Here is a 21,776-nt window from a genome sequence, read left to right as displayed (position 1 = left end):
GTAGCAACTAAATGACTATACACAATGAAAAATAATAAAACAGCTTTATTTCCCCGGGATATGGTGGTGGCTGCCCTGAAGCAGTCATTCGTAAAGCTCAATCCCCGCACCATGTTCCGCAACCCGGTCATGTTTACCGTAGAGCTGGGTACTATCGTCATGCTGGGCGTATGTATCTGGATCGCCGCCGGCGAAACATCACAGGGTAGCCTCGCCTACAATGCATTCATCACGGCCATTCTTTTCGTTACCGTACTCTTTGGCAATTTTGCCGAGGCCATCGCTGAAGCACGTGGTAAAGCACAGGCCGATAGCCTGCGCAAGACACGGGAAGAAACACCGGCCAAAAAGATCTTTCCGGTAGGGGAGATCTATACCAACGAAGTCAAGGTGGTGCCTTCCTCTCAATTACGCAAAGGTGATATGTTTGTGTGTGAAGCCGGTGATATGATCCCCATGGATGGGGAGATCATCGAAGGGCTCGCCACGATCGATGAATCGGCCATCACCGGCGAGTCGGCCCCCGTGATCCGGGAGTCGGGTGGTGATAAATCATCCGTCACCGGTGGTACTAAAGTACTCTCCGACAGAATTGTGGTGAAAGTGACGACGGATCCCGGCGAAAGTTTCCTCGACAAAATGATCGCACTGGTAGAAGGCGCCTCCCGCCAGAAAACACCTAATGAGATCGCCCTGACGATCCTGCTCGCCAGTTTCACGCTCATCTTTATCATCGTATGTGTAACCCTGAAACCTTTTGCCGATTACGCCAATACCTCTATCACCATCGCGGCCTTCATTTCTTTGTTCGTATGTCTCATTCCTACCACCATTGGCGGACTGCTTTCCGCCATCGGTATAGCCGGTATGGACAGGGCCTTGCGCGCCAACGTCATCACCAAAAGTGGTAAGGCCGTTGAAACAGCCGGCGACCTCGATACCCTGTTGCTCGATAAAACAGGTACCATCACCATCGGTAACCGCAAGGCCACCCATTTCTGGCCATCGGGTAATGTACGCGAGCAGGATTTTATCGAAGCCTGTGTGATGGCTTCCCTGGCAGATGAAACTCCGGAAGGTAAGTCCATCATCGAGCTGGCGGCCAACAAGAACATAAAACATACGCCCTCGGCCAACGGTATCAAGTTCATCCCGTTCACGGCTGAAACGAGAAGCAGCGGCGTCGATCTGCACGATGGTACCCGCATCCGCAAGGGCGCTTCCGATGCCATCAAAACCATGGTCAAAAAGAATGGCAATGGCTTTCCCGTAGAAACGGAAGACAGGGTGAAAGAGATCGCGCAGAACGGTGGTACGCCGCTGGTGGTAAGCCGCAATGAAGCCGTGCTGGGTGTCATAGAGCTGCAGGACATCATCAAACCCGGTATCCAGGAACGTTTCGAACGCCTGCGTAAGATGGGTGTGAAAACGGTGATGGTAACGGGTGATAACCCGCTCACGGCAAAATACATCGCCCAGAAAGCCGGTGTAGATGATTTCATCGCCGAGGCCAAGCCCGAGGATAAGATGAACTACATCAAACGCGAGCAACAGGGTGGTAAGCTGGTAGCGATGATGGGTGATGGTACCAATGATGCGCCTGCCCTGGCACAAGCCGATGTCGGTGTAGCCATGAACAGTGGTACGCAGGCAGCCAAAGAAGCGGGTAACATGGTGGACCTCGACAACGACCCCACCAAGCTCATCGAGATTGTCGAGATTGGTAAACAATTGCTGATGACACGTGGTACGCTCACCACGTTCTCCATCGCCAACGATGTGGCCAAATACTTTGCCATCGTGCCGGCACTCTTCATTACTTCGATACCCGCCTTACAGGCGCTTAACATCATGCACCTGCAAAGTCCGGAAAGTGCGATCCTGTCGGCCGTGATCTTCAATGCCATCATTATCCCGGTATTGATCCCGCTCGCGCTGCGTGGCGTAACGTACAAGCCCATCGGTGCCAGTGCCCTGTTGCGCAGAAACCTGTTCATCTATGGCCTGGGTGGTATCATCGTACCATTCATCGGTATCAAGCTCATCGATATGCTCCTCGCATTATTCTTATAATTCAATAAAAAGTAACAAGATGAAAAAGTATATATTGCCCTCCCTCAAATTGACGATCGTGATGGTCGTATTGCTGGCGGTGATCTACCCGATCCTGATCGCAGCGGTGGGCAAAATGGCACCTGGTGAAGGTGCCGGTCAAAAACTGGTGGTGGATGGTAAAGTGGTAGGCTATGCGCTGGTAGGACAAAAGTTCACCGACGACAAATACTTCCAGGGACGGCCCTCTGCAGTAGACTACAATGCTGCTGGTTCCGCCGGTTCCAACAAAGGGCCTTCCAATCCCGACTACCTGCAGGTAGTGCAGGACAGGATCGATAGTTTCCTGGTACACAATCCGGGTGTAAAAAAAGAAGAGATCCCGGCGGAACTGGTAACGGCTTCCGGTAGTGGCCTTGATCCCGATTTATCGCCTGCCGCCGCCAAAGTACAGGTAAAGCGTATCGCCGCCATCCGGAGTTTGGATGCCGCGAAGCTCACCGCCCTGGTGGATCAGCAAACGGCAGGCCCCTTCCTGGGCATGTTTGGTCCGGCAAAGGTCAACGTACTTCAACTCAACATCGCCCTTGATAAATTAAAGTAATCCCTCCCGGCGTGCCCGGTTGCCGGGCACGCTTTCCATCGCATTCTTAACAACAAGCACCTATAAACAAAGAACGAAAGATGAAAAAGCTTTTGGCAGGAGCCCTCATGCTTACCGGTATCGGCGCTATGGCGCAGGATACCAAACCTTCACCACTCACGATCAGTGGATATGCAGAAGTGTACTATACCTATGATTTCAACAAGCCGCTCGACAACAACCGACCCGGGTTCATTTACAGCCACAACAGGAACAATGAGTTCAACCTCAACCTCGGTTTCCTCAAAGCGGCTTACAGTACTGAGTATGTACGGGCCAACCTGGCGATCGCTGCCGGTACCTACATGAATGCAAATTATGCAGCAGAGCCTGGTGTATTGAAGAACATCTATGAAGCCAATGCAGGGGTAAAGCTGTCGAAGAAAGCAAACCTGTGGTTGGATGCCGGCATCTTCGGATCACATATTGGATTCGAAAGCGCCATCTCCAAGGATTGCTGGACACTCACCAGGAGTATACTGGCCGATAACTCACCCTACTATGAGGCGGGTGCCAAACTGACCTATACCAGCAACAACAACAAGTGGATACTGAGTGCAATGGCCCTCAATGGCTGGCAGCGCATCAAAAGAGTGGATGGTAACTCCCTCATGAGCTGGGGTACCCAGGTGCAATTCAAACCCAACAGTACCACCACTTTTAATTACAGCACCTTCATCGGCACCGACAAACCAGATAGTGCCCGCCTGATGCGCTATTTTCATAACCTCTATGCCATCTTCAACCTGAGCCCCAAACTGGGTGTCACAGCAGGCTTTGATATCGGCACCGAGCAAAAGACCAAAGGCAGCAGCGACATGAATACCTGGTACTCACCCGTCGTGATCCTGAAGTACGCCATCAACGACAAATGGGCCATCGCCGCCCGCGGAGAGTACTATGAAGATAAACAAGGAGTGATCATTGCCACCGGCACTACCAACGGTTTCAAAACAACTGGCTATTCCCTCAACATCGACTATGCCCCCGTATCCAATATCCTAATACGACTGGAAGGCAGGAACCTGAGCAGCAAAGACGCTATTTTCACCAAAGCGCAAACCACACAAAAGAACAATGCTTTTGTTACTGCGTCCGTCGCGGTAAGCTTCTAAACTGTGCTTATTCCTTTCTAAGCAAGCGCTCCTTTCCCCCGCGGGAAGGAGTTTTGCTTTTTCTGGCAGCCCCCCTGTCAAAACGAAAGCCACCCTACCAAAATGAAAAGGTTCGACCGGGACGGTTTTCATTCCTAAAAAGAGACAGCTCGCCAAAGGCCCGCCCCTGTTGCATTGCAGCGGTAGATCGCCAAAACGGCCAGGATTGGAATGCCGTTTGGCATACAGACGGTGTTCATCAAAACAAGGAGCTATATGATCACACAATACGAAGTGCCTTCCCTGCTGAAAGCCGAGTTGCCCAAGATCACCGGCGATGAGTATCCCGCCCGCTTTACGATGGATATCTACAAATCGGTACAGTGCTTCTCGGAGTTCACCAAAGCAGCAGTACTTGGTCACAATCTCACCTTGGCCCGGAAATGCTTTGCAGTAGCAGAGAAACTGTATCGCCAGGGCGATAACATCGTCCGCAATACGATCGAAAACACCTTCATATTTTCCTTCACTGCCTTCATGCCCAAAGACCGGGTAGAAAAGCTGATCCTTTGTTCGCTGATACCCGCACCCCTGTATGCGGCTTATCTTAAACAGGTAATGGGTACAGGTTGCTAACCCTATAAAAGAAACACCATGGACACAGATAGTAAAACCGAACCAGATAGTATTATCGTCCGCGTAGCGGACATTTATGACGGGCAATATGCCCAGGAGATCGTTGATGAAATGGAAAGCTCTGCCAGGAAAAGAGGTACCGGTATCTCCAAACGATCGCCTGCTTCGATCGTAGACAAAATGAAAGACGGTAAAGCCGTGATTGCCCTCACCAGCGGTGGACAATGGGTGGGCTTCTCCTATGTCGAAGTGTGGGCCAATGGCGAGTTCGTATCCAATTCTGGCCTCATCGTCAACCCCGCTTACCGGGAGATGGGCGTAGCCCGGACCATCAAAGAAAAGATATTCGAACTGTCGCGGGAAAAATACCCCAACGCCAAGTTGTTCAGTATCACCACCAGCGCGGCCATCATGAAAATGAATACCCGCCTGGGCTTCGAACCGGTCACCTTCGACCAGATCGTGCACGACGAGGCCTTCTGGAAAGGTTGCCAAAGCTGTGTGAACTATGATATCCTGCGCCAAAAGCAGCACAAAGTATGTCTTTGTACGGCCATGCTGTTTAGTCCCGTACAGAAAAAAGTTAACTTAGAATCCAATCTGTCGTATGCCCGATCGAGATAAGAATGTGGAACATTTTATCGAGCTCATCCGCCAGTCGCGGCGGGGCAAGTTCAAAATATACATTGGCATGAGTGCCGGTGTCGGCAAAACCTACCGCATGCTGCAGGAGGCACATACCCTCCTGCGCAATGGGGTCGATGTCAAGATCGGATACATCGAAACCCATATGCGGCGGGAAACCCATGCCTTACTCGATGGGCTGCCCATCATTCCCCGCCGCAAGCTTTTCTACAAAGGCAAGGAACTGGAAGAGCTGGATGTGCAGGCCATCCTCAACCTGCACCCGGAGGTGGTGATCGTCGATGAGCTGGCCCATACCAATATAGAAGGTAGTAAAAATGAAAAGCGCTGGCAGGATGTGATGGACATACTCGATGCCGGTATCAATGTGGTCAGTGCCGTCAATATACAACACATCGAAAGCCTTAACGAGGAAGTCAAAGGGATCACCGGCATTGAAGTGGCCGAGCGGATTCCGGACAGCATTCTCAAACAGGCCGACGAAGTGGTCAACATCGACCTGACCGCCGATGAACTGGTCACCCGCCTGCGGGAAGGAAAGATCTATGCGCCCGATAAAGTGGAAACCGCGCTGCGTAACTTCTTTCAGTCGGAGAAGATCCTCCAGTTGCGCGAACTGGCCCTCAAAGAGGTGGCCAGCCAGGTAGAGCGAAAGATCGAGCATGTGTTGCCCCGCAATGCCAATGCCCGGCAGGAGCGATTCATGGCCTGCATCAGCAGCAACCACGAAATAGCGAAGAAGGTGATCCGGAAAACCGCCCGCCTTTCCAGCTATTACAATTCCAAATGGTACCTGCTGTACGTGCAAACGCCCCGGGAAGACGGTGACAAGATCGGACTGGCAGCCCAGCGTCACCTCATCAACAACTTCAAACTGGCTACCGAGTTGGGGGGAGAGGTCATTAAGATCAAACACAGTAATATTGCCAAAGGGATCATCGAGGTGGCGGAGCAACGCAAGGTAACAACCATCTGTGTAGGCAAACCCCACCTCAACCTGTTCAGTGTGATATTGAGCACGGCCGTATTCAACCAGCTCCTGAACAAGCTGTCGGCCGCCGATATCGACATCGTCATCCTTTCATAATACAATTATGGCTGTCCGTTTAAAAACAAAACTATCCCTGGGTCTCGGATTTCTCTTCCTGGTCATTCTCACCTTTGGGATATTGAGTCTATACTATGTGCACCGCCTCAGCGGCGATGCCGAGCAGATATTGAAAAACAACTACGAGTCGTTGGTGTATTCCAACAACATGTTGAAGGCCCTGGAAGACCTGCCCAGTGACACCAGTGCCTTTACCCGCTTCGAAGCCAACCTGCGCAACCAGGAAGTCAACGTGACCGAGATGGGAGAGCGGGAAATGACGGAGACACTGCGCAAAGACTTCAAAGAGTTACGTTCCATGCCTACCGATTCATCCAATTATGCACAGCTGCGCACCACCATCAGAATGGTCAACGAGATCAACCAGCAGGCCATCCTCCGGAAAAATGCCATTGCCGGCCTTACGGCTGATAAAGCACAATTGTGGCTCACCGTCATCTTTACCAGCCTGATCCTGATCGTCATCACCTTCATCTATAACTTCCCCGGCATCATTGCGGAGCCCGTGGCCAAACTGGCAGAAGGTATCCGGGAAATCGCCAACAAGAATTACAGTAAGCGTATTTATCTCAAGCAGGAAGATGAGTTTGGCGAGCTGGCGAATGCTTTCAACAGCATGGCCAGTAAACTCGATGAATACGAGAACAGTAACCTGGCCAAGCTGACTTTCGAAAAGAAGCGCATAGAGACCATCATCAATCAAATGCGGGATGGTATTATCGGTCTCGATGAAAACCGGCATATCCTGTTCCTGAATGCCGTAGCAGAGAAACTGCTGGGCCTGCGGGAAAAAGAGATGATCGGTAAATATGCACCCGACCTAGCCTTGAAGAATGACCTTATGCGTACCCTTCTGCAGGAAGACAATAGCAAAAAGGAATTGAAGATCTTTGCCGACGAAAAGGAAAGCTATTTCAGTAAGGATGTGCTGGATGTGCTAAACAATGGCGCCATGGCGGGGCAGGTGATCGTGCTGCGGAACATTACCCCTTTTCATGAGCTCAATGAAGCCAAGACCAATTTTATCGCTACCGTATCGCACGAATTAAAGACACCCATCTCGTCGATCAAGATGAGTGCACGACTACTGACCGATAACCGTATAGGCCCCTTCAATGCAGAACAGCTGGAGCTGACGAAAGGAATTTCCGAAGACGCCGACCGGCTGTTGAACATCACCAGCGGATTGCTCAATATGTCGCAGGTAGAGACAGGGAACATTCAACTCAAGCTGCAGCCCGCTGCGCCGCAGTCGATCGTAGATCAGGCTGTACAGGCCGTTCAGTTTCAGGCCGTGCAGAAGAATATCGTCTTACAGTCCAACCTGCCTGCCAACCTGCCGGCTGTATTGGCCGATACGGAAAAGACCTCCTGGGTACTGATCAATTTTCTGACCAACGCTATACGCTATTCTCCAGACGCCACCAGTATCGATATAGCGGTGGTGCCACAGGGCAACCGATTGGCATTTACCGTAACCGATCATGGCAGGGGCATCGATGAGAAATACCTGCCCCGCTTGTTCGATCGTTACTTCAAAGTGCCGGGTACCCACGAACGCAGCGGTACCGGCCTTGGCCTGGCCATCTCCAAAGAATTTATTGAAGCACAGGGGGGCAATATTTGGGTCAAAAGCCGCATCGGTGAAGGCAGCCTCTTTGGTTTCGATCTGCTCGTAGCTAAATGAGCTGGTAAGGCGAAGATTCCCGAAGCGTCTGCACTTTTCGGTAACTTCAGGGCATGATCTTCAAACGGATTGCTCCGGCCAAAGGCCTGGAAAAATGGATCGAGTGTTATTGGGTCATCGAAAACGATGATCCACAACCCGTCCGGCAAAAGATCTTGCCCGATGGGTTCCCGGAGATCATTTTTCATTACGGCGACCATTATCGCATTTGTCTGCAAAATACCTGGGAGCAACAAAGCCGGCAATTACTGGCCGGTCAGATCAGCACGCATTTTCTGTTGGAGAATACCGGACGGTCGGGGGTGTTGGGAATTAAAACAAGGCCAACGATGCTGCATCACTTCTTCCAGCTGGATATGCAACAATACACCGATCGGGTGGTAGACCTGGAGCAGGCAATAGGCCAGGGCTTACAAACACTTTGCCCGTTGACAGATGAAGCCGTCGACCATGACCGCTGGATCGACCAGTGTAATGATAAATTGCTACAGCTGCTGCAGCAGCTGCACATACAAGGATCGCCCGTCGATGACGCCGTTGACATGATCCTCGCACGCAATGGCATGGTAGCCGTCAGTGATATCAGGGAAAATCTGGGCATGGGCGAAAGGCAGCTGGAACGGTTGTTTAAGAAACAGGTAGGGCTGACGCCGAAATACTTTGCACGTATCATACGATTCAGTACCATATTTCGCCTGATCGAAAAAGGGGATTCCAGCTGGGCAGGCCTGGCTTACGAATCAGGCTATTACGACCAGGCACATTTTATCCGCAATTTCCAGGCATTCACCGGAGAAGATCCTTCCCGCTATGGGTTTGATGAAAAAACAATGGCTAACTTTTTCTTGAAGAAAAAGAGCTGATGGCCATCGCCGGTCGCTCCCGTCTATAAGCAGGCTGCTTTAACCGGTGCTGTCGGTTTCGTACAATACCAGGCCAACGATTGCTACTATTTTTGTGCAAAACCAGTTGTATGAACAGTAAACAACATTGTTTAGCAGCCCTCTTTATAATGGCCATCGGCATGGCAATGGCCCAGGATACCCCTTCGCAAAAGCTCACGGCAGAAAAACAATTGCAGCAGCTCACCTGGCTGGAGGGTTATTGGACCCGCCTTGATATGAAGCCTGGACGTACCGCACACGAGCGCTGGGAGCGAACAGGTGAAAAGTCGATGCGTGGATGGGGTGTCACCTTACAGGAAAAAGATACGGTCTTCGTCGAAAAACTGCAATGGGTGATTAAAGATGATAGTCTGTGGTATGTAGCCGATGTGACTGAAAACAAAGAGCCGGTTTGGTTTAAATGCACAGCAGTCACACCGGATGGATTTACGGTTGAAAACCGGGCACATGACTTCCCGAAAATGATCACCTACCGGAAAGACGGCGAAAAATTACTGGCAACTATTTCGGGAAATGGTCGTTCGATGGACTTCCATTTCATGCGGAAGACACCATAAGGATATAATATCCTTGTTGTGTATATTATATCCCCAACATGGGTAGGGATGCCTTTTGAATGGTACTATCTTTAGGTGACCTGAGCCCAACCAATCAATCATCCTGCTCTCCTGACTCCTTTTTGACATGATCATGTAGGCAAGAAACTCACCTGGGATTCCCTGTTTTCTATGAAGCTATCCAATGAAGGCGGCTGTTCTTCCAACAACGTTTTGTGTAAAGTCGGCGTATAGTAAGCTAAAAAAAGGGCTCCACTGCATGGGAGCCCTTTGTTGTATGGTAGCAAACCGGTGCTTATTTTACCTCAAACGAAAAACTAGTACTGCCGGCGTGGCCGGTATTGTCCATACCCTGCAGCACCACTGCGTAACGACCTTTCAGGTCGGAAGAGAAAAAGTGCAATTTTGCTTTGCCGCTGGCATCTGTTACCACATCTGGCGACCAGTACAGCAGGTTCCTGAAATCGGGCAGCCGGCTAGCCGACTTCTCCGGGGTTTCATAGCTGGGTGAATAGAACTCCCTTTGCAACTGCAAGCCATCATAGTCGATGATAACCGCTTTATTGTCGAGCTTCAATTCGGTAAGATCACCATGGTAGGTAGAAAAGCTGATGATGCCGTCGAACGTAAACTCACCGGTAACATAACGATCGGTGACTACCTGAAGTTGGCGAAGCTTCATAGGGTCATAGGTCATGATCTTTTGAATGCTCACAGGTACACCATCCAGCAGTACCAGTGGGCTGCCGCGGTAATGTCTTTCGATCTCCCAATTGAAAATGTAAAGCTGGAATTCACCGCCGCTTTTGCGTACCGCCACATCCGGCACATACTCACGCAGGATCTCTTCTGTCGTGGTAAACCGTACATAGTCGTCCATCAGGTATTTGGGATAACCGTTGCCATAAAAAGGCATCGTGTCGATGCGGGGTAGCCCAAACTGTGTCAGGCGGTCGCTGTAATAAGCATTTTGTACCTGCATGTTGATGCTGCCTTCTGTCAGGGCACCCTGTAGGGATGGCGACAGGTAAAAAGGCGCCGGCTGGTAGTCGGAATATTTATCGAAATACGGATTCTTGATATCTACATGAAAGTTGCTGTCGGTCTGGTCTTCGGCCTGCACAATGATCTCGCCAGGACCATAATAATTACGTACGTCGAATTGTACTTCCCCCTGGGCTCCACTCATCACCGGGTAAAAATGCAGTTTCGTGCCAGCGATCGAAAGAAAGGCTTTCGAATTGGCTACAGGCTGACCGGTATTGGCATGCGATAATTTACCAACGATCTGGTGTCCTGCGTATTCAGGGGCAAATTGAAAAGCGGGAGCGTCGTTGCCAAGCACCTGTTTCCAGTCAAACCTTCTCCAGCCGTGTACCAGCATCAGGTTGTCGAGGGCTGCCAGTACTTCTGGTGTTTGCGCCGAGAAATAATATCCGGGCGATTCGATCTGTCCCTTCAGGTCCGAGCTGAGCCAGAGATAGCTGAGGATATCATCCTGCTCATGACCGGGTAAGGAATCGATCCGGTATACGGAAACGGACAGGTTGGAAGGGATGGTTTTTCCCGAGGCGAAGTTGTATGTCTGCAGCGACAGGTCGACTGCAGAGCGCCTATTGTATTCGCCTTTGTTGCCTGCCGTATTGATCGTGAGTTTTTCTTTTACAGGTTTAAAGTACAGCCGCTCACAAACAGGTTGCCGGCGATCGTTGAAGACGGTAAGCTGAGACACACCTTCGCTCAGTTTGTTTTTATCGATCGTAAACCGGCCCTCACCGTTCTGCAGGGCTTTCTTAACGGCCGCCTTGACCTCTTCATGTCCTTGCACAAACAGGAAGATTTCCTCGCCCGAAGCCGCGCCCGGCATATTGGATTGTACAATTACCTGCAGCTGATCATTGCCCGCATCTTCTACCCGCAACACATAGCCCTGGTCAAAAACGCCAGGCAATTCGCGGGTAACCGTTTTACCGTCATCGGTAGTAATATTGGCCGTGTAGCTGTCACCGGCAGCTGGCACAAAACTGAAATGTCCAATGCCAAACCGGCTAGGCGCAAAGCTCAGGATGGTTTCATTCCGCTGGTTGGTGAGCGTGCCGGTAAAGGCATGTCCTTTGCCATACTGGTCGGTTACCTGGAAAGCAACCTTGCTGGTAAGACCTTTGACCAGGTTGCCGCCCTCCGGGAAAAAACGGGCGGTGTACCGGGTAGTCGTATCGACGGCCTGTGCCGGTAAAGGCTTGAGCGAATTGACAACGGTCACCGGTTGTTCATAGAAGCCGTCGGCGCCGAAGTTCTTCATCCAGTTGGTATAGGTGCGCAGCGTGTAATTACCGGCGCTGACGGAAGAAGGCAGGTAAAAAGAGCCGCTGCCATAACCTTCGGTCAAAGCCACCTTGCCTTGCATCACCGGGCGATGATCTTTGTCCAGTAACTCGACATAGGCAATCTTACTCAGGTTGGTGGGTTTGTTGTTGTTGCCATTGACGTAATACAGCTTGAACCACAATATTTCACCGGCGAGGTAAAAGGTCTTGTCCGTATGCATGAAAAGCTTTTCAGACAGGGCCTTGGAACGGTAATTGTCGAATTTGGCCTGGATGGCACTGCCAGGGTCTTGCGACCGCAACGCAAGCGGGTTCAGCAAGCAACAGCAGGCCATTGCCAGCAAAGCCAGTCTGTTGATATAGTTGGATGCACGGTACATCAGTATGAATTTAAGTTGTACAGGTTAGTGTTGTTAAGGCCAGAAAGGAGGTTTCAGGTGAACGCCCCGCATGGTGCAGAGTACACAGATCGGGTCTGCAGCATAGAAGGACTTTATAGCCCCCATACCAGTATACTCGGCAACATTCGTGGGCTGCAGGTAACTGTTCGCCAGAATGCTGTCGGGATGGTTCTGAACCGTCGTCTCCTGGCAAGGGCTGCGGAAGCCCCATTGCTTCAGCTCAGACGGTCTGATAAATATTCTCTTTTCCTGTTTGTCCGCCGCTTCCACAAATCCGATGATGATCTCGTTGGGATCGCTCTTGGAGTGAACGTTGCCGACCAGCTCCGACGGTTGAGCGTCGAACAGGGTACCGGTCTGCTCCGTATTCTTTTTCATCCGTTGCAGGAATTCATACCCTTTTTTGCTGACGGCATACTGCTTCACGAGCAAGCTATACAATACCGTGATCTTCTCCGATCGCTGCAATACTTTATGAATGGGAAGATCTATGCTGTCCTGCGATAATTTAATCGAAGATCCGAACAGCAGGTTGGTAGAGGCTTCCGTCCGCCAGCAGATATAATTGGTGGTATCATGATTCCGGTCAGGATACAGGTAATCGATGCCGGTCGCTTCCCCGCGGGAGTTTTTTACGTACTTAAGCGTCGTGGTATACGCCGAGTGAAATTCCCAGGTCTCTTCCCAGTCCCATCGGTAATAACGGGTATTGTTTTGTGGATCATGCGTATTGATGAACAACTGCAGGTCGTTGGGCTGCTCCCAGCGAATATTGTCGATCGCCGGTGTTTTGATCGGGGTCGCAAAATCGGAAGTATATTCTTTCCCCTCGGTAGTCCTGATGTACAACCGGTATTTTACATTGCTGTTGAGGTTCAGCTGCGGCGATGAATACACACCTGCCCCGGTTTCGCTAAGGGGGTAATTGCTGTTGTTCTCGCCTTCTACCCGCACCACCGCATTACGTTCATATTTTACCAGGCTGGTATCGGAAAGACCGATGGCCCGGGATATCCGGAAACTGGTAGGGCCCACGCCGCTATTGATGACACCGTCAATCACCAGGTAGCCGTTCTTAGGGGCTGCCACCGGAGGTTCAAACCGCTGCTTGCAGGACCAGGCCAGCAAAACAAAGTACACATACAAAAGCTTTTTCATAACGCGGTATTTAGAAACGAATGTTGTAATTGATAAAGGGAATGATATTGCCGAAGATCGACAGCCTGTAGCCGTTCACGCGGCCATTCTCCGACGTGAAATACACCGAATACGGGTTCTTCCGGCCGGTGATATTGTACAGGCCGATGGTCCAGGAGTTGTGAAACTTCTGGTGCACCTTGTGGTTACCATCGATGATCATGGCAAAGTCGGTCCGGAAATAATCAGGGATCCGGTAAGCATTACGGTCGGCATACAATGCCCTCCAGGAACCACCATAGTAATAACGTCCAATCGGCAGCGTCACGGGACGGCCGGTACTGTACGTCGCATTCAGTGAAATGCTGAAGCGGTGCGTAAACCGGTAATTGCTTACCATGGTCACATCGTGCGGCTTGTCGTAGTTGGCCGGATATTCCTCACCCCGGTTGATCTGCTCGCCCGATGTGGGATCATCCATCTTCAATAAAATACGTGAATAGGTATAGCTGATCCACCCGTTCAACTTACCATTCTGCTTTTTGATCATCAGCTCCAGTCCGTATGCACGACCTCGCGTGCCGATCACATCCGTTTCGATATGATCATTCATGATCAGGTTAGCGCCGCTCTTGTAATCCAGGTAGTCCTTGATATTTTTATAATAGACCTCCACCGAAGTTTCAATAGAGTTGGAGCGCAGGTTCTTATAGAGGCCGAAAGAGACCTGGTCGCCAAACTGGGGTTTGATGTTGGGATCACTCAGCTTCCAGATATCCGTAGGAGATATGGCTGTCGTATTCGAAAGCATGTGGATGTATTGACGCTGCGTATTGTATCCGGCCTTGACCGAAAACGTCGGCGTAATACTGTAGCGGGCCGATACGCGCCACTCCGGACCATGGTAGGTCTTGATCACATCGCCTTTGCCATAAGTTCCCACGCCGGTGATGTTGTCTTCGGTTTTGGGAATCCCGGGAGCATATTGGTTGATATTGCCAGGGCCCAGGTATTGATAGAACGAATAACGGGCACCTGCCTGGATCGACAATTCAGGTGTCACATTCCAGCGTTCCGACAAATAAATGGCGCTTTCCTGCGCCTGCTCGGTGGGCACCTTATCCGGCATGATCATGGATGTTTTGTCCAGTGGCTCGTAGTTGCCGGGATTGAGCTTGTAACGGATCGTACTGGCGCCAAAATCGATCGTATGTTCGGGGCTCAGGTACCAGGTAAAGTCGGCCTTGGCATTCAGCTGATTGATGTCGAAGCCCAGTTTATAGGCGTTGAGCTTATTTTTTTCGCTTTGGATATGGTAGGCATACCGGTCATAACCTGCCGTCAGGAAACCGGTCAGCTTGTTGTTGAAGATATGCTTCCACTTCAGCACCACGTTGCCGTTGTTGTACCCATAGGTGGTGTCGTTGTTCAGATTGAAGCGGTCACCGCTGATATACCCCGTGGCATACAGGTAATCTTTCTTATTGTCAAACTGGTGGCTGATATTGAGATTCACGTCGTAGAAAGACGCCTTGCTGTTCTCGTATTCATCGGGCAGCAGGTTCAGCAGCCATCCGGCATAAGTAGTGCGCGCCCCAAGGATAAAAGATGTTTTGTCTTTTTGGATCGGACCTTCAATATTGAAGCGGCTGGTGATCAGACCGATACCTGCACTGCCGGTGAACTCTTTTTTGTTCCCTTCACGACTCGATATATCCAGCACGGATGCCAGGCGACCACCATATTTGGCAGGTATACTGCTCTTGTACAATTCCACATCTTTCACGATATCGGGGTTGAAGGCCGAGAAGAATCCGAAGAAGTGCGAAGGATTGTAGATCGTAGCATCGTTGAACAGGATGAGGTTCTGGTCGGCAGAGCCGCCGCGCACGTTGAAGCCCGTGCTCGCCTCGCCCACCGATTTTACACCGGGCAAGGTCAACACAGCCTTGATGATGTCGGCCTCACCGAAAGCGGTGGGTATTTGCTTGATGGCACGGATCGTCAGGCGCTCGGTACCCATTTGCACATTACGTACGTTAGCTACCTTGGCGGCCGATACGATCACTTCCTTCAGGGAGGTGACCCGCTCGTCCATCTCGATGTTGAGGTTGCCAGCGGTATACAATACTACCTGGCGTTTGGTGTCTTTCATGCCAAGACCCTGCACGCTGAATACATAGCGCCCTTTTGGAATGGTCAGCGAGTAATAGCCGTATTGGTCGGTAGCGGTGGCAATGGATGTATTGGGAATGGCAATGGTTGCGCCTACCACAGGTTCGCCGGTTTTTACATTGCGTACCACCCCCGCCAGCGTCACGTTGCCGGGAGCCGGGTTGTTCTTATTGCCGATCTCAAAAAGCCGGTTTTCGACAGAGGCATCGACCCGTACTTTTTTCTTATCGCCGAAGTCTGGTACACCTGCCACCTCACGGATGGTAGTATCCCGGGCAGCTTTGGCAAAGAAATTCTCCGGTAGCGAGGTCTTGATACTGACCCCTTTGGTGATAAAAACAGATTGCCGATCGGCCATGATCGTGAAGTGGAACTGCGTATTCTCAAAGGTTTGTTCCAGCGCTTTCTGCAGCGGTTGGTTGCTGATCACAATGCTGAATCGCAGGCTGTCGAACTGCGCCCGATCGTAGTAGAAATGATATCCGGATTGTTTTTCAAACTCCTGGAGGATCACGTCGATGGTGGTATCGTTTAAGATCAGGTTCACCGGTTTGGGAGCAGGCTGTTGGGCAGCGAGTCGGCCGCAACACAACAACAGGAAAAGGCCCGTTGCCAGCAATAAAGGCAGTCGTCTCATATCAGTGTTTTAAAGAATCGTAATGAATGGCGGCTTGAACGATCGCGTTCTCTTTATCTTTTCTGAACTTGATCTTGTTTTTCCGCAGATGTTGTTTGACCTCACGGGCATGGTCCTTTAGTAAGGAAAGCAGTCCCTTTTGTGTTCTGACGGTATGGTAGCTGCCATCCTTGAAAACGTAATAGGAGTACTGTTCCAGGAATTTCCGTTCAAGCGTTTCTTTAACTGTCTCTTCGATGATCTTACTACGTTTGGATAATACACTGGTAGGGCCGGTATACAACTGGTCATAGAAGCCGGTTGTCAACGGAGACCTGCGCAGGCTGTCACGTTCTATCCGGATAAACTGATGTCCCATTACGGAAAAGGATTGCACCTTGTCGCTAAACAGAGACACGCGGAAGAAATTGTTGAAGTGAAGAATGACGACGCGGTCTTTGACGATATCATACATCATTTGGACGGTGTCGAAGGTGATGCCGTCATACACGATTCGGCCTCGCTGCCAGGTATTCTCGAGGTAATAGGGGATGCCCTCGATCTTGGGCGAATAACCGAAGAACTCAACGCCATTGAACAACCGGGATTGTCTGTCCGTGTAATGGTGATAGTTCGTTACCGCATTGTGCATCGCGACTTGGTTGAAACTGGTGTCGGCAGGTGTGTTCTGGGCTACTGCAGCATAGCCCGTTAAGGCAAGAAAAAGTAGAAGCAGTTGTTTGGGCATTAGTTTTAATATGAAGGTTAACTGGTTTGCCAATTTACGTGATTTCCGGGGAGTCATCACCGTTTTTTGATGATCGTATATATGCAGGTATTAATGATTTTTTAATCTCCCGCAACGTTTGGCAGACCAGGGCTGTCATACGACAGTTCAACCCCGTAAATAGCCGGTTGTGCAACAATGCCGGCGGGATTCATCCCTACGGTATTTATCTTTCCTGAAATAGATGGTATGAAAAAAATAATGCTGCTCGGGTGTCTGGTGTTCAGCGAAATGCTCGCCAGCGCACAGTATAAGACCTTCCGTAGTCCATTGACCATCGGGGTCGACCTGGGTATCCCGGCCTATACAGCGGTTGGCGATATGACCGGCGTGCTAACGGGTATGCATATCAAAAAGGAATGGAGGGCAAGCACACACTTTGCAGCATCGCTCAGCGCCGGCTATAATTATTTCAGTGGTAAAGTGAGGTCGTTCGATGACAAAGAAGTGCAGCATTTTTCCATTCTGCCTGTACTGGCTGGGGTAAAATATTACGGCTGGAAGAAATATTTCCTGGGCTTTGAAACAGGACTCAACATTGGGCTTGATGCCAATACCTCCACCAGACTGGCACTGGTACCCTCCCTGGGAGCCATGTTGCCTGTCGGTAAAAAACAGCTCGAGGTCGCCCTGCGCTACAGCGGCACCAAATTAGGATCAACTTTTCCTGAGGCATCGTTGCTGAACCGGGGAGGCTATAGCTTTCTCGCGATCAGACTGGGCTGGCAGCTATAAAGTATACCATTAACGGAGGGGGTTGATGTTCCTGCGCGGAAAATCAGTTGCTTCATTGTATATTTAGCACAACCCAACAATCTCCTGCATGAAGTACAATACGTTGACAACGGAACGTATTCTTTCCATCGATGTATTCCGCGGCATTACTATCCTTGTCATGATTTTTGTCAATGACGTCGCAGGCGTCGGCGGTATCCCCCAGTGGATGAAACATATGCCGGCCGATGCAGATGCCATGACCTTTGTAGATGTCGTCTTTCCCGCTTTTCTGTTCATCGTCGGTATGTCCCTTCCCTTTGCGATCAATAACCGGCTTGCCAAAGGAGATTTCTTCTGGCAGCTGCAGCAGCACATTGTGTGGCGTACCGTCGGATTGCTGGTACTCGGTGTTTTTATGGTCAATGGAGAAGGCGGGTACAATGAAGAAGCGATGGGTATGTCCATACATGTATGGTCGCTGCTGTTCTACGGGAGCGCGATCCTCGTCTGGAACAATTATCCCTTCCGCCAAAAATCATTGACCTGGGCATTGAAAGGAGCCGGGATGGTCGGATTGATCATATTGGGGTTCCTGTATCGGGGCGGCGAAGCCGGTGAGCATGGCCTTACCACCCAGTGGTGGGGAATACTGGGCCTGATCGGATGGGCCTACCTGATTGCCTGCGTCATTTATCAATTGGTCGGCGGAAGCCGGTTTGGATTGATGGTGGCCATCACAATGTGCGTGCTCTGGTATATATTGGGTCGCCTGCCTGCCTTGCAGGCCTACGGCATTTTCCAGTGGATGGGCGCACAGGCCGGCCATATGTCGCATGTCAGCATTGTGCTCAGTGGCATCGTATTGTCCCTGATATTTTTTGAGCGCAAAGGTATTCGTACCAATACCCAGCGCTTCATGCAGGCCATCGTGCTCACGGTCATTGCTGCCACCGCTGCCTGGTTACTACGCCCCATGCACGGTATATCGAAGATCTATGCTACGCCTCCCTGGTGCCTCTTCTGTGTCGCCATTTGCTGTATCTTGTTCAGCCTGCTGTATTGGTTTACCGATGTCAAAAAGATCAGCGGCTGGACCGCCTTCCTCAAACCCGCCGCTGCCAACCCCTTGCTGATCTATATATTGCCCGCCATCCTGTACCATATTCAATCGGTACTGGGCTGGTACTTTATGCCGCATGCCTTCCACCATGGCTGGCTGGGCGTTGCCTGGTCACTCTGTTATGCCGTGATCATCATGGGCATTGCCATCCTGCTCAACAAAGCGAAGATCAAATTGCAGTTGTAGTTTCCACCTGATCACCACCTGCACAACAATAAAAAGGGCTGTTCACTTCATTGTGAACAGCCCTCTTACGATCAGGTTACCCGATATTAATTCACGCCACCCTTCCTGGTTGGTTTCACAGGAGCAGGCCAGATGCCGGGAGCGCCGGTACGTGGATTGTTGGGCAGTACACTTTTTTCGTTGGAAGTCTTGACGGGATCTTCCGAAGCCATATAAGCCAGGATAGCCGTCAGGATAGCATTGCTGCGTACATCGTCGAATACGATCTTGTCATACGTGTCGCGGTTGGTATGCCAGGTATAGTTGCCATACGACCAGCTGGTAGAGCTGAGCGAAAATGCAGGCGCACCAGCTGCTACAAAAGAAGCGAAGTCCGACCCGCCGGCACCAGGAGCACCGGGCCACCGCGTTTCAATCTGGCTGCGGATATCGTTGGGTACCGCACCCAGCCAGCGGCCGAGGTATTCATAAGCACGCAGAAAGCCCTGGCCCGAAAGATTCACTACGCGGCCGGTGCCATTATCCTGGTTAAACAATACCTGGATATTCTTCACGATCTCCGGATGATCTTCTACAAAAGCCCGGGAGCCGTTGAGGCCCTGTTCTTCACTACCCCAGTGACCCACCAGGATGGTGCGTTTGGGATTGGGATATACTTTTTTGAGGATGCGCATAGCTTCCATCATGGTCAGCGTGCCAGTACCATTATCGGTAGCGCCGGTCCCGCCATCCCAGGAGTCGAAGTGAGCAGAAAGGATCACGTACTCATTGGGCTTTTCAGAGCCTTTGATCTCGGCAATCGTATTGAAAGTTGGCACCATACCCAGTTCTTTCGAATCGGCGCGTACACTGATCTTTGGTTTCTGACCACCTTCAGTAAGGCGATACAGCAGGCCATAATCTTCCAGGGCAATATCGATCGTAGGCACCTTGGTGGTATTGGCGCCGAAGATCTTGTTGACACCAAATCCATTAGACCAGTAAGACATGACCACACCAGCAGCACCGGCTTTTTCCAGGGCTACAGGTAAGGTACGGGCCGTCAATCCGGTTTTAGTGATGCGGTTGCGCCAGGCATCCGTCTGGGCAGCACGCTCTTTCTTCATTTTTTCAAACGATTCCTTGGTGGCATACTCTTCCCAGTTATAATCGGGACGGCCGGTTGGCTGGTTCATCGAGATCATGACGAACTTGCCTTTCACCGACGGCAGCCATTGTTGAAAGGCTACCGAATCGGCCAGATCGGCCAGGATGATCACTTCGCCGGTAACCGTCTTGCCGCCGGTAGAAGGGCTCCAGGCCAGTTGCATACCTTCCAGCGATTTTACACGAGGGTACACCATGTCGATATGGGTTACACCTCTTTCCCAGCCGCGCCATTCGCCCCACTGTTCATTTTTAGCAGCAATGCCCCATCCCTGGTATTTCGCGACGGCCCAGTCATTGGCCTGCTTCATCTGAGGACTGCCCACCAGCCGGGGGCCGATGCCATCCATCAATTCACGACCCAGGGTCTGGAGTTGTGAGCGTTGAGTAGCTTCTTCAATAATGCTTTTTACCATCAGGGAGTCTTTGGATTGAGCAAAGACTCCGTTCCCTGCCAACAGAAGGGCAAGGGCCAATAAGGTCGGGTTTCTTCTCATAATGAACGATTAGGTTGAGCTTGAACCCCCGAAAATATTAAGGATTGCAAGAAAACCCATTCCGTTCATAATTAAAATTCGGTAAGTCGGTAGGTGGCGATCGTATCGGCGAAGGGATTTATTGGAAGTCGGAGGCGGATTGCCACAACTGGTAGCGTACACCAACGCGGCTCCAAACCATCAGCTTGCCCGTATTGCCAGTCCCAAACGGCGATTCTACCTGCAGCATACCTTGCCAACGGCCGGTGGCATAAGCCACCTGAATAGTAGCGCCAATAGCCGCGGGGCGGAAAGGCTCGCCCTGAAGCGCTATGGGGGAAAGATTGACCTTTGGCGGAGCAGGATAGTTTTCCAAAGAAGCAATACCTTTTCGCCATACGGAGCCCACGATACTGGCGCCCAACCACCAATGCGCATCGATCCGGTACGAATAGCCAAGACCTGCCTGCATGCCGAATACCTTTACGAGTGAACGGCCCTCGAGATTCGTTGAGTCCAGTTGATCATGACCCGGCAACAGTGCGTGGGAAAAAGGTTTAAGTTCCAATAGCAACCGGTGCCGTCCTTTGGTAACACTCGCCCAGGCACCTGGAATAAAGGGGATATAAAAGCGCTCCCGCAACTGGAGATCGGTAAAGTAGACATAGGGCGAGGCTACGGGCAGCGATAATTCCGTTTGCAATCCCACCGCCCATTGATAGCGGCGGGAAGGGAATACCTCGCAAAGGGCATTCAGCGGCTGTGGGATCTGTAGCCAGCCATAGGCCATCGGGCGAGGGCTAAGCACCCGGATGGGAGAACCATAATTTGAACGGGAAACCGACGCTAACTGGATAGGTTTTGATACGGTTGCGGCCCTGCCAGTCTGCTCGGCAGTAGTGGCGGGTAGCTCCTCTCTGCGGGCAATCGGATAGTTGATCCGGGATGCTTTGGGAAGGGCCCGATGTCCCAAACTGTGTTGACGGGTAACTGGTCTTGTCGATGACTGGGCAGCCTGCCCGGATACAGCCACGCCTGGATTTACAGGTTCGTTGATATTTTTTATTGGTTCAGTAGCAGCGGTGAGTGAATCAGGCGAAACGACGGGCTGTTTTTCAGTAACAGCGGGCGGAGCAGATTGGGTCATCCACCAAATGCCGGCACCACTACCCACCAGCAGGAACAGCAGCGCTGCGCAACCTACCGGCGACAACCAGAACGTTCCCCGCCGTTTCCTGCCCGCAGCAGCCTGTGCATCGAGGCGGGCACGCATCGAACGCCAGGCGTCAGCAGGTGGCACTGGCGGCACCGGGCTATCGTCGTTGGTGAAGAAAGGAGAGGATGGTCGTTCTTGTTTCACA

General features: G+C 51.2%; 17 protein-coding genes. 11 read left to right on the top strand and 6 right to left on the bottom strand.

Features of this window, described 5'->3' with window-relative positions; all coding sequences use genetic code 11:
- Positions 1-24 precede the first annotated feature (24 nt).
- The 9 genes from kdpB to P2W70_RS05775 all read left to right on the top strand — a co-directional run bounded on the left by kdpB (position 25) and on the right by P2W70_RS05775 (position 9,327).
- Positions 25-2,073 carry a potassium-transporting ATPase subunit KdpB gene (kdpB, locus tag P2W70_RS05815; protein WP_276480494.1) on the top strand — a complete coding sequence of 683 codons (2,049 nt, stop codon included), beginning with the start codon at positions 25-27 and terminating at the stop codon, positions 2,071-2,073.
- A gap of 19 nt (positions 2,074-2,092) precedes the next feature.
- Positions 2,093-2,656, top strand: a complete 564-nt coding sequence (locus tag P2W70_RS05810; RefSeq protein WP_276480493.1) for a K(+)-transporting ATPase subunit C — start codon at positions 2,093-2,095, stop codon at positions 2,654-2,656.
- Between the two features lie 80 nt (positions 2,657-2,736).
- Positions 2,737-3,810, top strand: a complete 1,074-nt coding sequence (locus P2W70_RS05805) for a porin (protein WP_276480492.1) — start codon at positions 2,737-2,739, stop codon at positions 3,808-3,810.
- A gap of 255 nt (positions 3,811-4,065) precedes the next feature.
- Complete coding sequence (locus tag P2W70_RS05800; RefSeq protein WP_276480491.1) at positions 4,066-4,425, top strand: DUF7674 family protein; 360 nt, start codon at positions 4,066-4,068, stop codon at positions 4,423-4,425.
- 18 nt (positions 4,426-4,443) lie between these two features.
- The gene (locus tag P2W70_RS05795) at positions 4,444-5,049 is read left to right on the top strand and encodes a GNAT family N-acetyltransferase (RefSeq protein WP_276480490.1); all 606 of its coding nucleotides are present in this window, start codon (positions 4,444-4,446) and stop codon (positions 5,047-5,049) included.
- Positions 5,033-6,157 carry a universal stress protein gene (locus P2W70_RS05790; protein ID WP_276480489.1) on the top strand — a complete coding sequence of 375 codons (1,125 nt, stop codon included), beginning with the start codon at positions 5,033-5,035 and terminating at the stop codon, positions 6,155-6,157. Before P2W70_RS05795 ends, P2W70_RS05790 begins: the two co-directional genes overlap by 17 nt.
- A gap of 7 nt (positions 6,158-6,164) precedes the next feature.
- Complete coding sequence (locus P2W70_RS05785) at positions 6,165-7,865, top strand: sensor histidine kinase (protein ID WP_276480488.1); 1,701 nt, start codon at positions 6,165-6,167, stop codon at positions 7,863-7,865.
- Between the two features lie 53 nt (positions 7,866-7,918).
- Positions 7,919-8,728, top strand: a complete 810-nt coding sequence (locus P2W70_RS05780) for a helix-turn-helix domain-containing protein (protein WP_276480487.1) — start codon at positions 7,919-7,921, stop codon at positions 8,726-8,728.
- A gap of 110 nt (positions 8,729-8,838) precedes the next feature.
- Positions 8,839-9,327, top strand: a complete 489-nt coding sequence (locus P2W70_RS05775) for a DUF6265 family protein (RefSeq protein WP_276480486.1) — start codon at positions 8,839-8,841, stop codon at positions 9,325-9,327.
- Positions 9,328-9,622: 295 nt separating this feature from the next.
- Here P2W70_RS05775 and P2W70_RS05770 read toward each other — a convergent pair whose 3' ends face one another.
- Genes P2W70_RS05770 through P2W70_RS05755 form a run of 4 tightly spaced genes read right to left on the bottom strand, consistent with a single transcriptional unit; the run spans position 9,623 to position 16,731 of the window.
- On the bottom strand, positions 9,623-12,034 hold the full coding sequence (locus tag P2W70_RS05770; protein ID WP_276480485.1) for a hypothetical protein: 2,412 nt from the start codon (positions 12,032-12,034) through the stop codon (positions 9,623-9,625).
- A 33-nt stretch (positions 12,035-12,067) separates the two neighbouring features.
- Positions 12,068-13,213, bottom strand: coding sequence for a DUF4249 domain-containing protein (locus P2W70_RS05765; RefSeq protein WP_276480484.1), 1,146 nt, complete (start codon positions 13,211-13,213; stop codon positions 12,068-12,070).
- 10 nt (positions 13,214-13,223) lie between these two features.
- On the bottom strand, positions 13,224-16,004 hold the full coding sequence (locus tag P2W70_RS05760) for a TonB-dependent receptor (protein WP_276480483.1): 2,781 nt from the start codon (positions 16,002-16,004) through the stop codon (positions 13,224-13,226).
- A gap of 1 nt (position 16,005) precedes the next feature.
- Entirely contained in the window at positions 16,006-16,731 is a 726-nt protein-coding gene (locus P2W70_RS05755) for a hypothetical protein (protein WP_276480482.1), read from the bottom strand.
- Positions 16,732-16,959: 228 nt separating this feature from the next.
- On the opposite strand from P2W70_RS05755, the gene P2W70_RS05750 reads away from it, so the two are divergent.
- On the top strand, positions 16,960-17,505 hold the full coding sequence (locus tag P2W70_RS05750; protein WP_276480481.1) for a hypothetical protein: 546 nt from the start codon (positions 16,960-16,962) through the stop codon (positions 17,503-17,505).
- Between the two features lie 88 nt (positions 17,506-17,593).
- Positions 17,594-18,793, top strand: a complete 1,200-nt coding sequence (locus P2W70_RS05745; RefSeq protein WP_276480480.1) for a DUF5009 domain-containing protein — start codon at positions 17,594-17,596, stop codon at positions 18,791-18,793.
- An 86-nt stretch (positions 18,794-18,879) separates the two neighbouring features.
- Here P2W70_RS05745 and P2W70_RS05740 read toward each other — a convergent pair whose 3' ends face one another.
- Together P2W70_RS05740 and P2W70_RS05735 are read right to left on the bottom strand one after the other, a co-directional pair.
- Positions 18,880-20,436 carry a M20/M25/M40 family metallo-hydrolase gene (locus tag P2W70_RS05740; protein ID WP_276480479.1) on the bottom strand — a complete coding sequence of 519 codons (1,557 nt, stop codon included), beginning with the start codon at positions 20,434-20,436 and terminating at the stop codon, positions 18,880-18,882.
- Between the two features lie 118 nt (positions 20,437-20,554).
- Positions 20,555-21,775 (bottom strand): hypothetical protein, encoded by a 1,221-nt coding sequence (locus tag P2W70_RS05735; RefSeq protein ID WP_276480478.1) that lies wholly within the window; start codon positions 21,773-21,775, stop codon positions 20,555-20,557.
- Between the last annotated feature and the right edge of the window lies 1 nt (position 21,776).

The organism is Paraflavitalea pollutisoli, from assembly GCF_029360705.1.
Classification (GTDB): domain Bacteria; phylum Bacteroidota; class Bacteroidia; order Chitinophagales; family Chitinophagaceae; genus Paraflavitalea; species Paraflavitalea pollutisoli.
Note: the sequence above shows the minus strand (reverse complement) of the source record. Positions and strands in the feature narration are given on the sequence as shown.

Coding starts and splice junctions, on each gene's coding strand:
- kdpB (WP_276480494.1), top strand. CDS start 25: ATGAAAAATAATAAAACAGCTTTATTTCCCCGGGATATGGTGGTGGCT.
- P2W70_RS05810 (WP_276480493.1), top strand. CDS start 2,093: ATGAAAAAGTATATATTGCCCTCCCTCAAATTGACGATCGTGATGGTC.
- P2W70_RS05805 (WP_276480492.1), top strand. CDS start 2,737: ATGAAAAAGCTTTTGGCAGGAGCCCTCATGCTTACCGGTATCGGCGCT.
- P2W70_RS05800 (WP_276480491.1), top strand. CDS start 4,066: ATGATCACACAATACGAAGTGCCTTCCCTGCTGAAAGCCGAGTTGCCC.
- P2W70_RS05795 (WP_276480490.1), top strand. CDS start 4,444: ATGGACACAGATAGTAAAACCGAACCAGATAGTATTATCGTCCGCGTA.
- P2W70_RS05790 (WP_276480489.1), top strand. CDS start 5,033: ATGCCCGATCGAGATAAGAATGTGGAACATTTTATCGAGCTCATCCGC.
- P2W70_RS05785 (WP_276480488.1), top strand. CDS start 6,165: ATGGCTGTCCGTTTAAAAACAAAACTATCCCTGGGTCTCGGATTTCTC.
- P2W70_RS05780 (WP_276480487.1), top strand. CDS start 7,919: ATGATCTTCAAACGGATTGCTCCGGCCAAAGGCCTGGAAAAATGGATC.
- P2W70_RS05775 (WP_276480486.1), top strand. CDS start 8,839: ATGAACAGTAAACAACATTGTTTAGCAGCCCTCTTTATAATGGCCATC.
- P2W70_RS05770 (WP_276480485.1), bottom strand. CDS start 12,034: ATGTACCGTGCATCCAACTATATCAACAGACTGGCTTTGCTGGCAATG.
- P2W70_RS05765 (WP_276480484.1), bottom strand. CDS start 13,213: ATGAAAAAGCTTTTGTATGTGTACTTTGTTTTGCTGGCCTGGTCCTGC.
- P2W70_RS05760 (WP_276480483.1), bottom strand. CDS start 16,004: ATGAGACGACTGCCTTTATTGCTGGCAACGGGCCTTTTCCTGTTGTTG.
- P2W70_RS05755 (WP_276480482.1), bottom strand. CDS start 16,731: ATGCCCAAACAACTGCTTCTACTTTTTCTTGCCTTAACGGGCTATGCT.
- P2W70_RS05750 (WP_276480481.1), top strand. CDS start 16,960: ATGAAAAAAATAATGCTGCTCGGGTGTCTGGTGTTCAGCGAAATGCTC.
- P2W70_RS05745 (WP_276480480.1), top strand. CDS start 17,594: ATGAAGTACAATACGTTGACAACGGAACGTATTCTTTCCATCGATGTA.
- P2W70_RS05740 (WP_276480479.1), bottom strand. CDS start 20,436: ATGAGAAGAAACCCGACCTTATTGGCCCTTGCCCTTCTGTTGGCAGGG.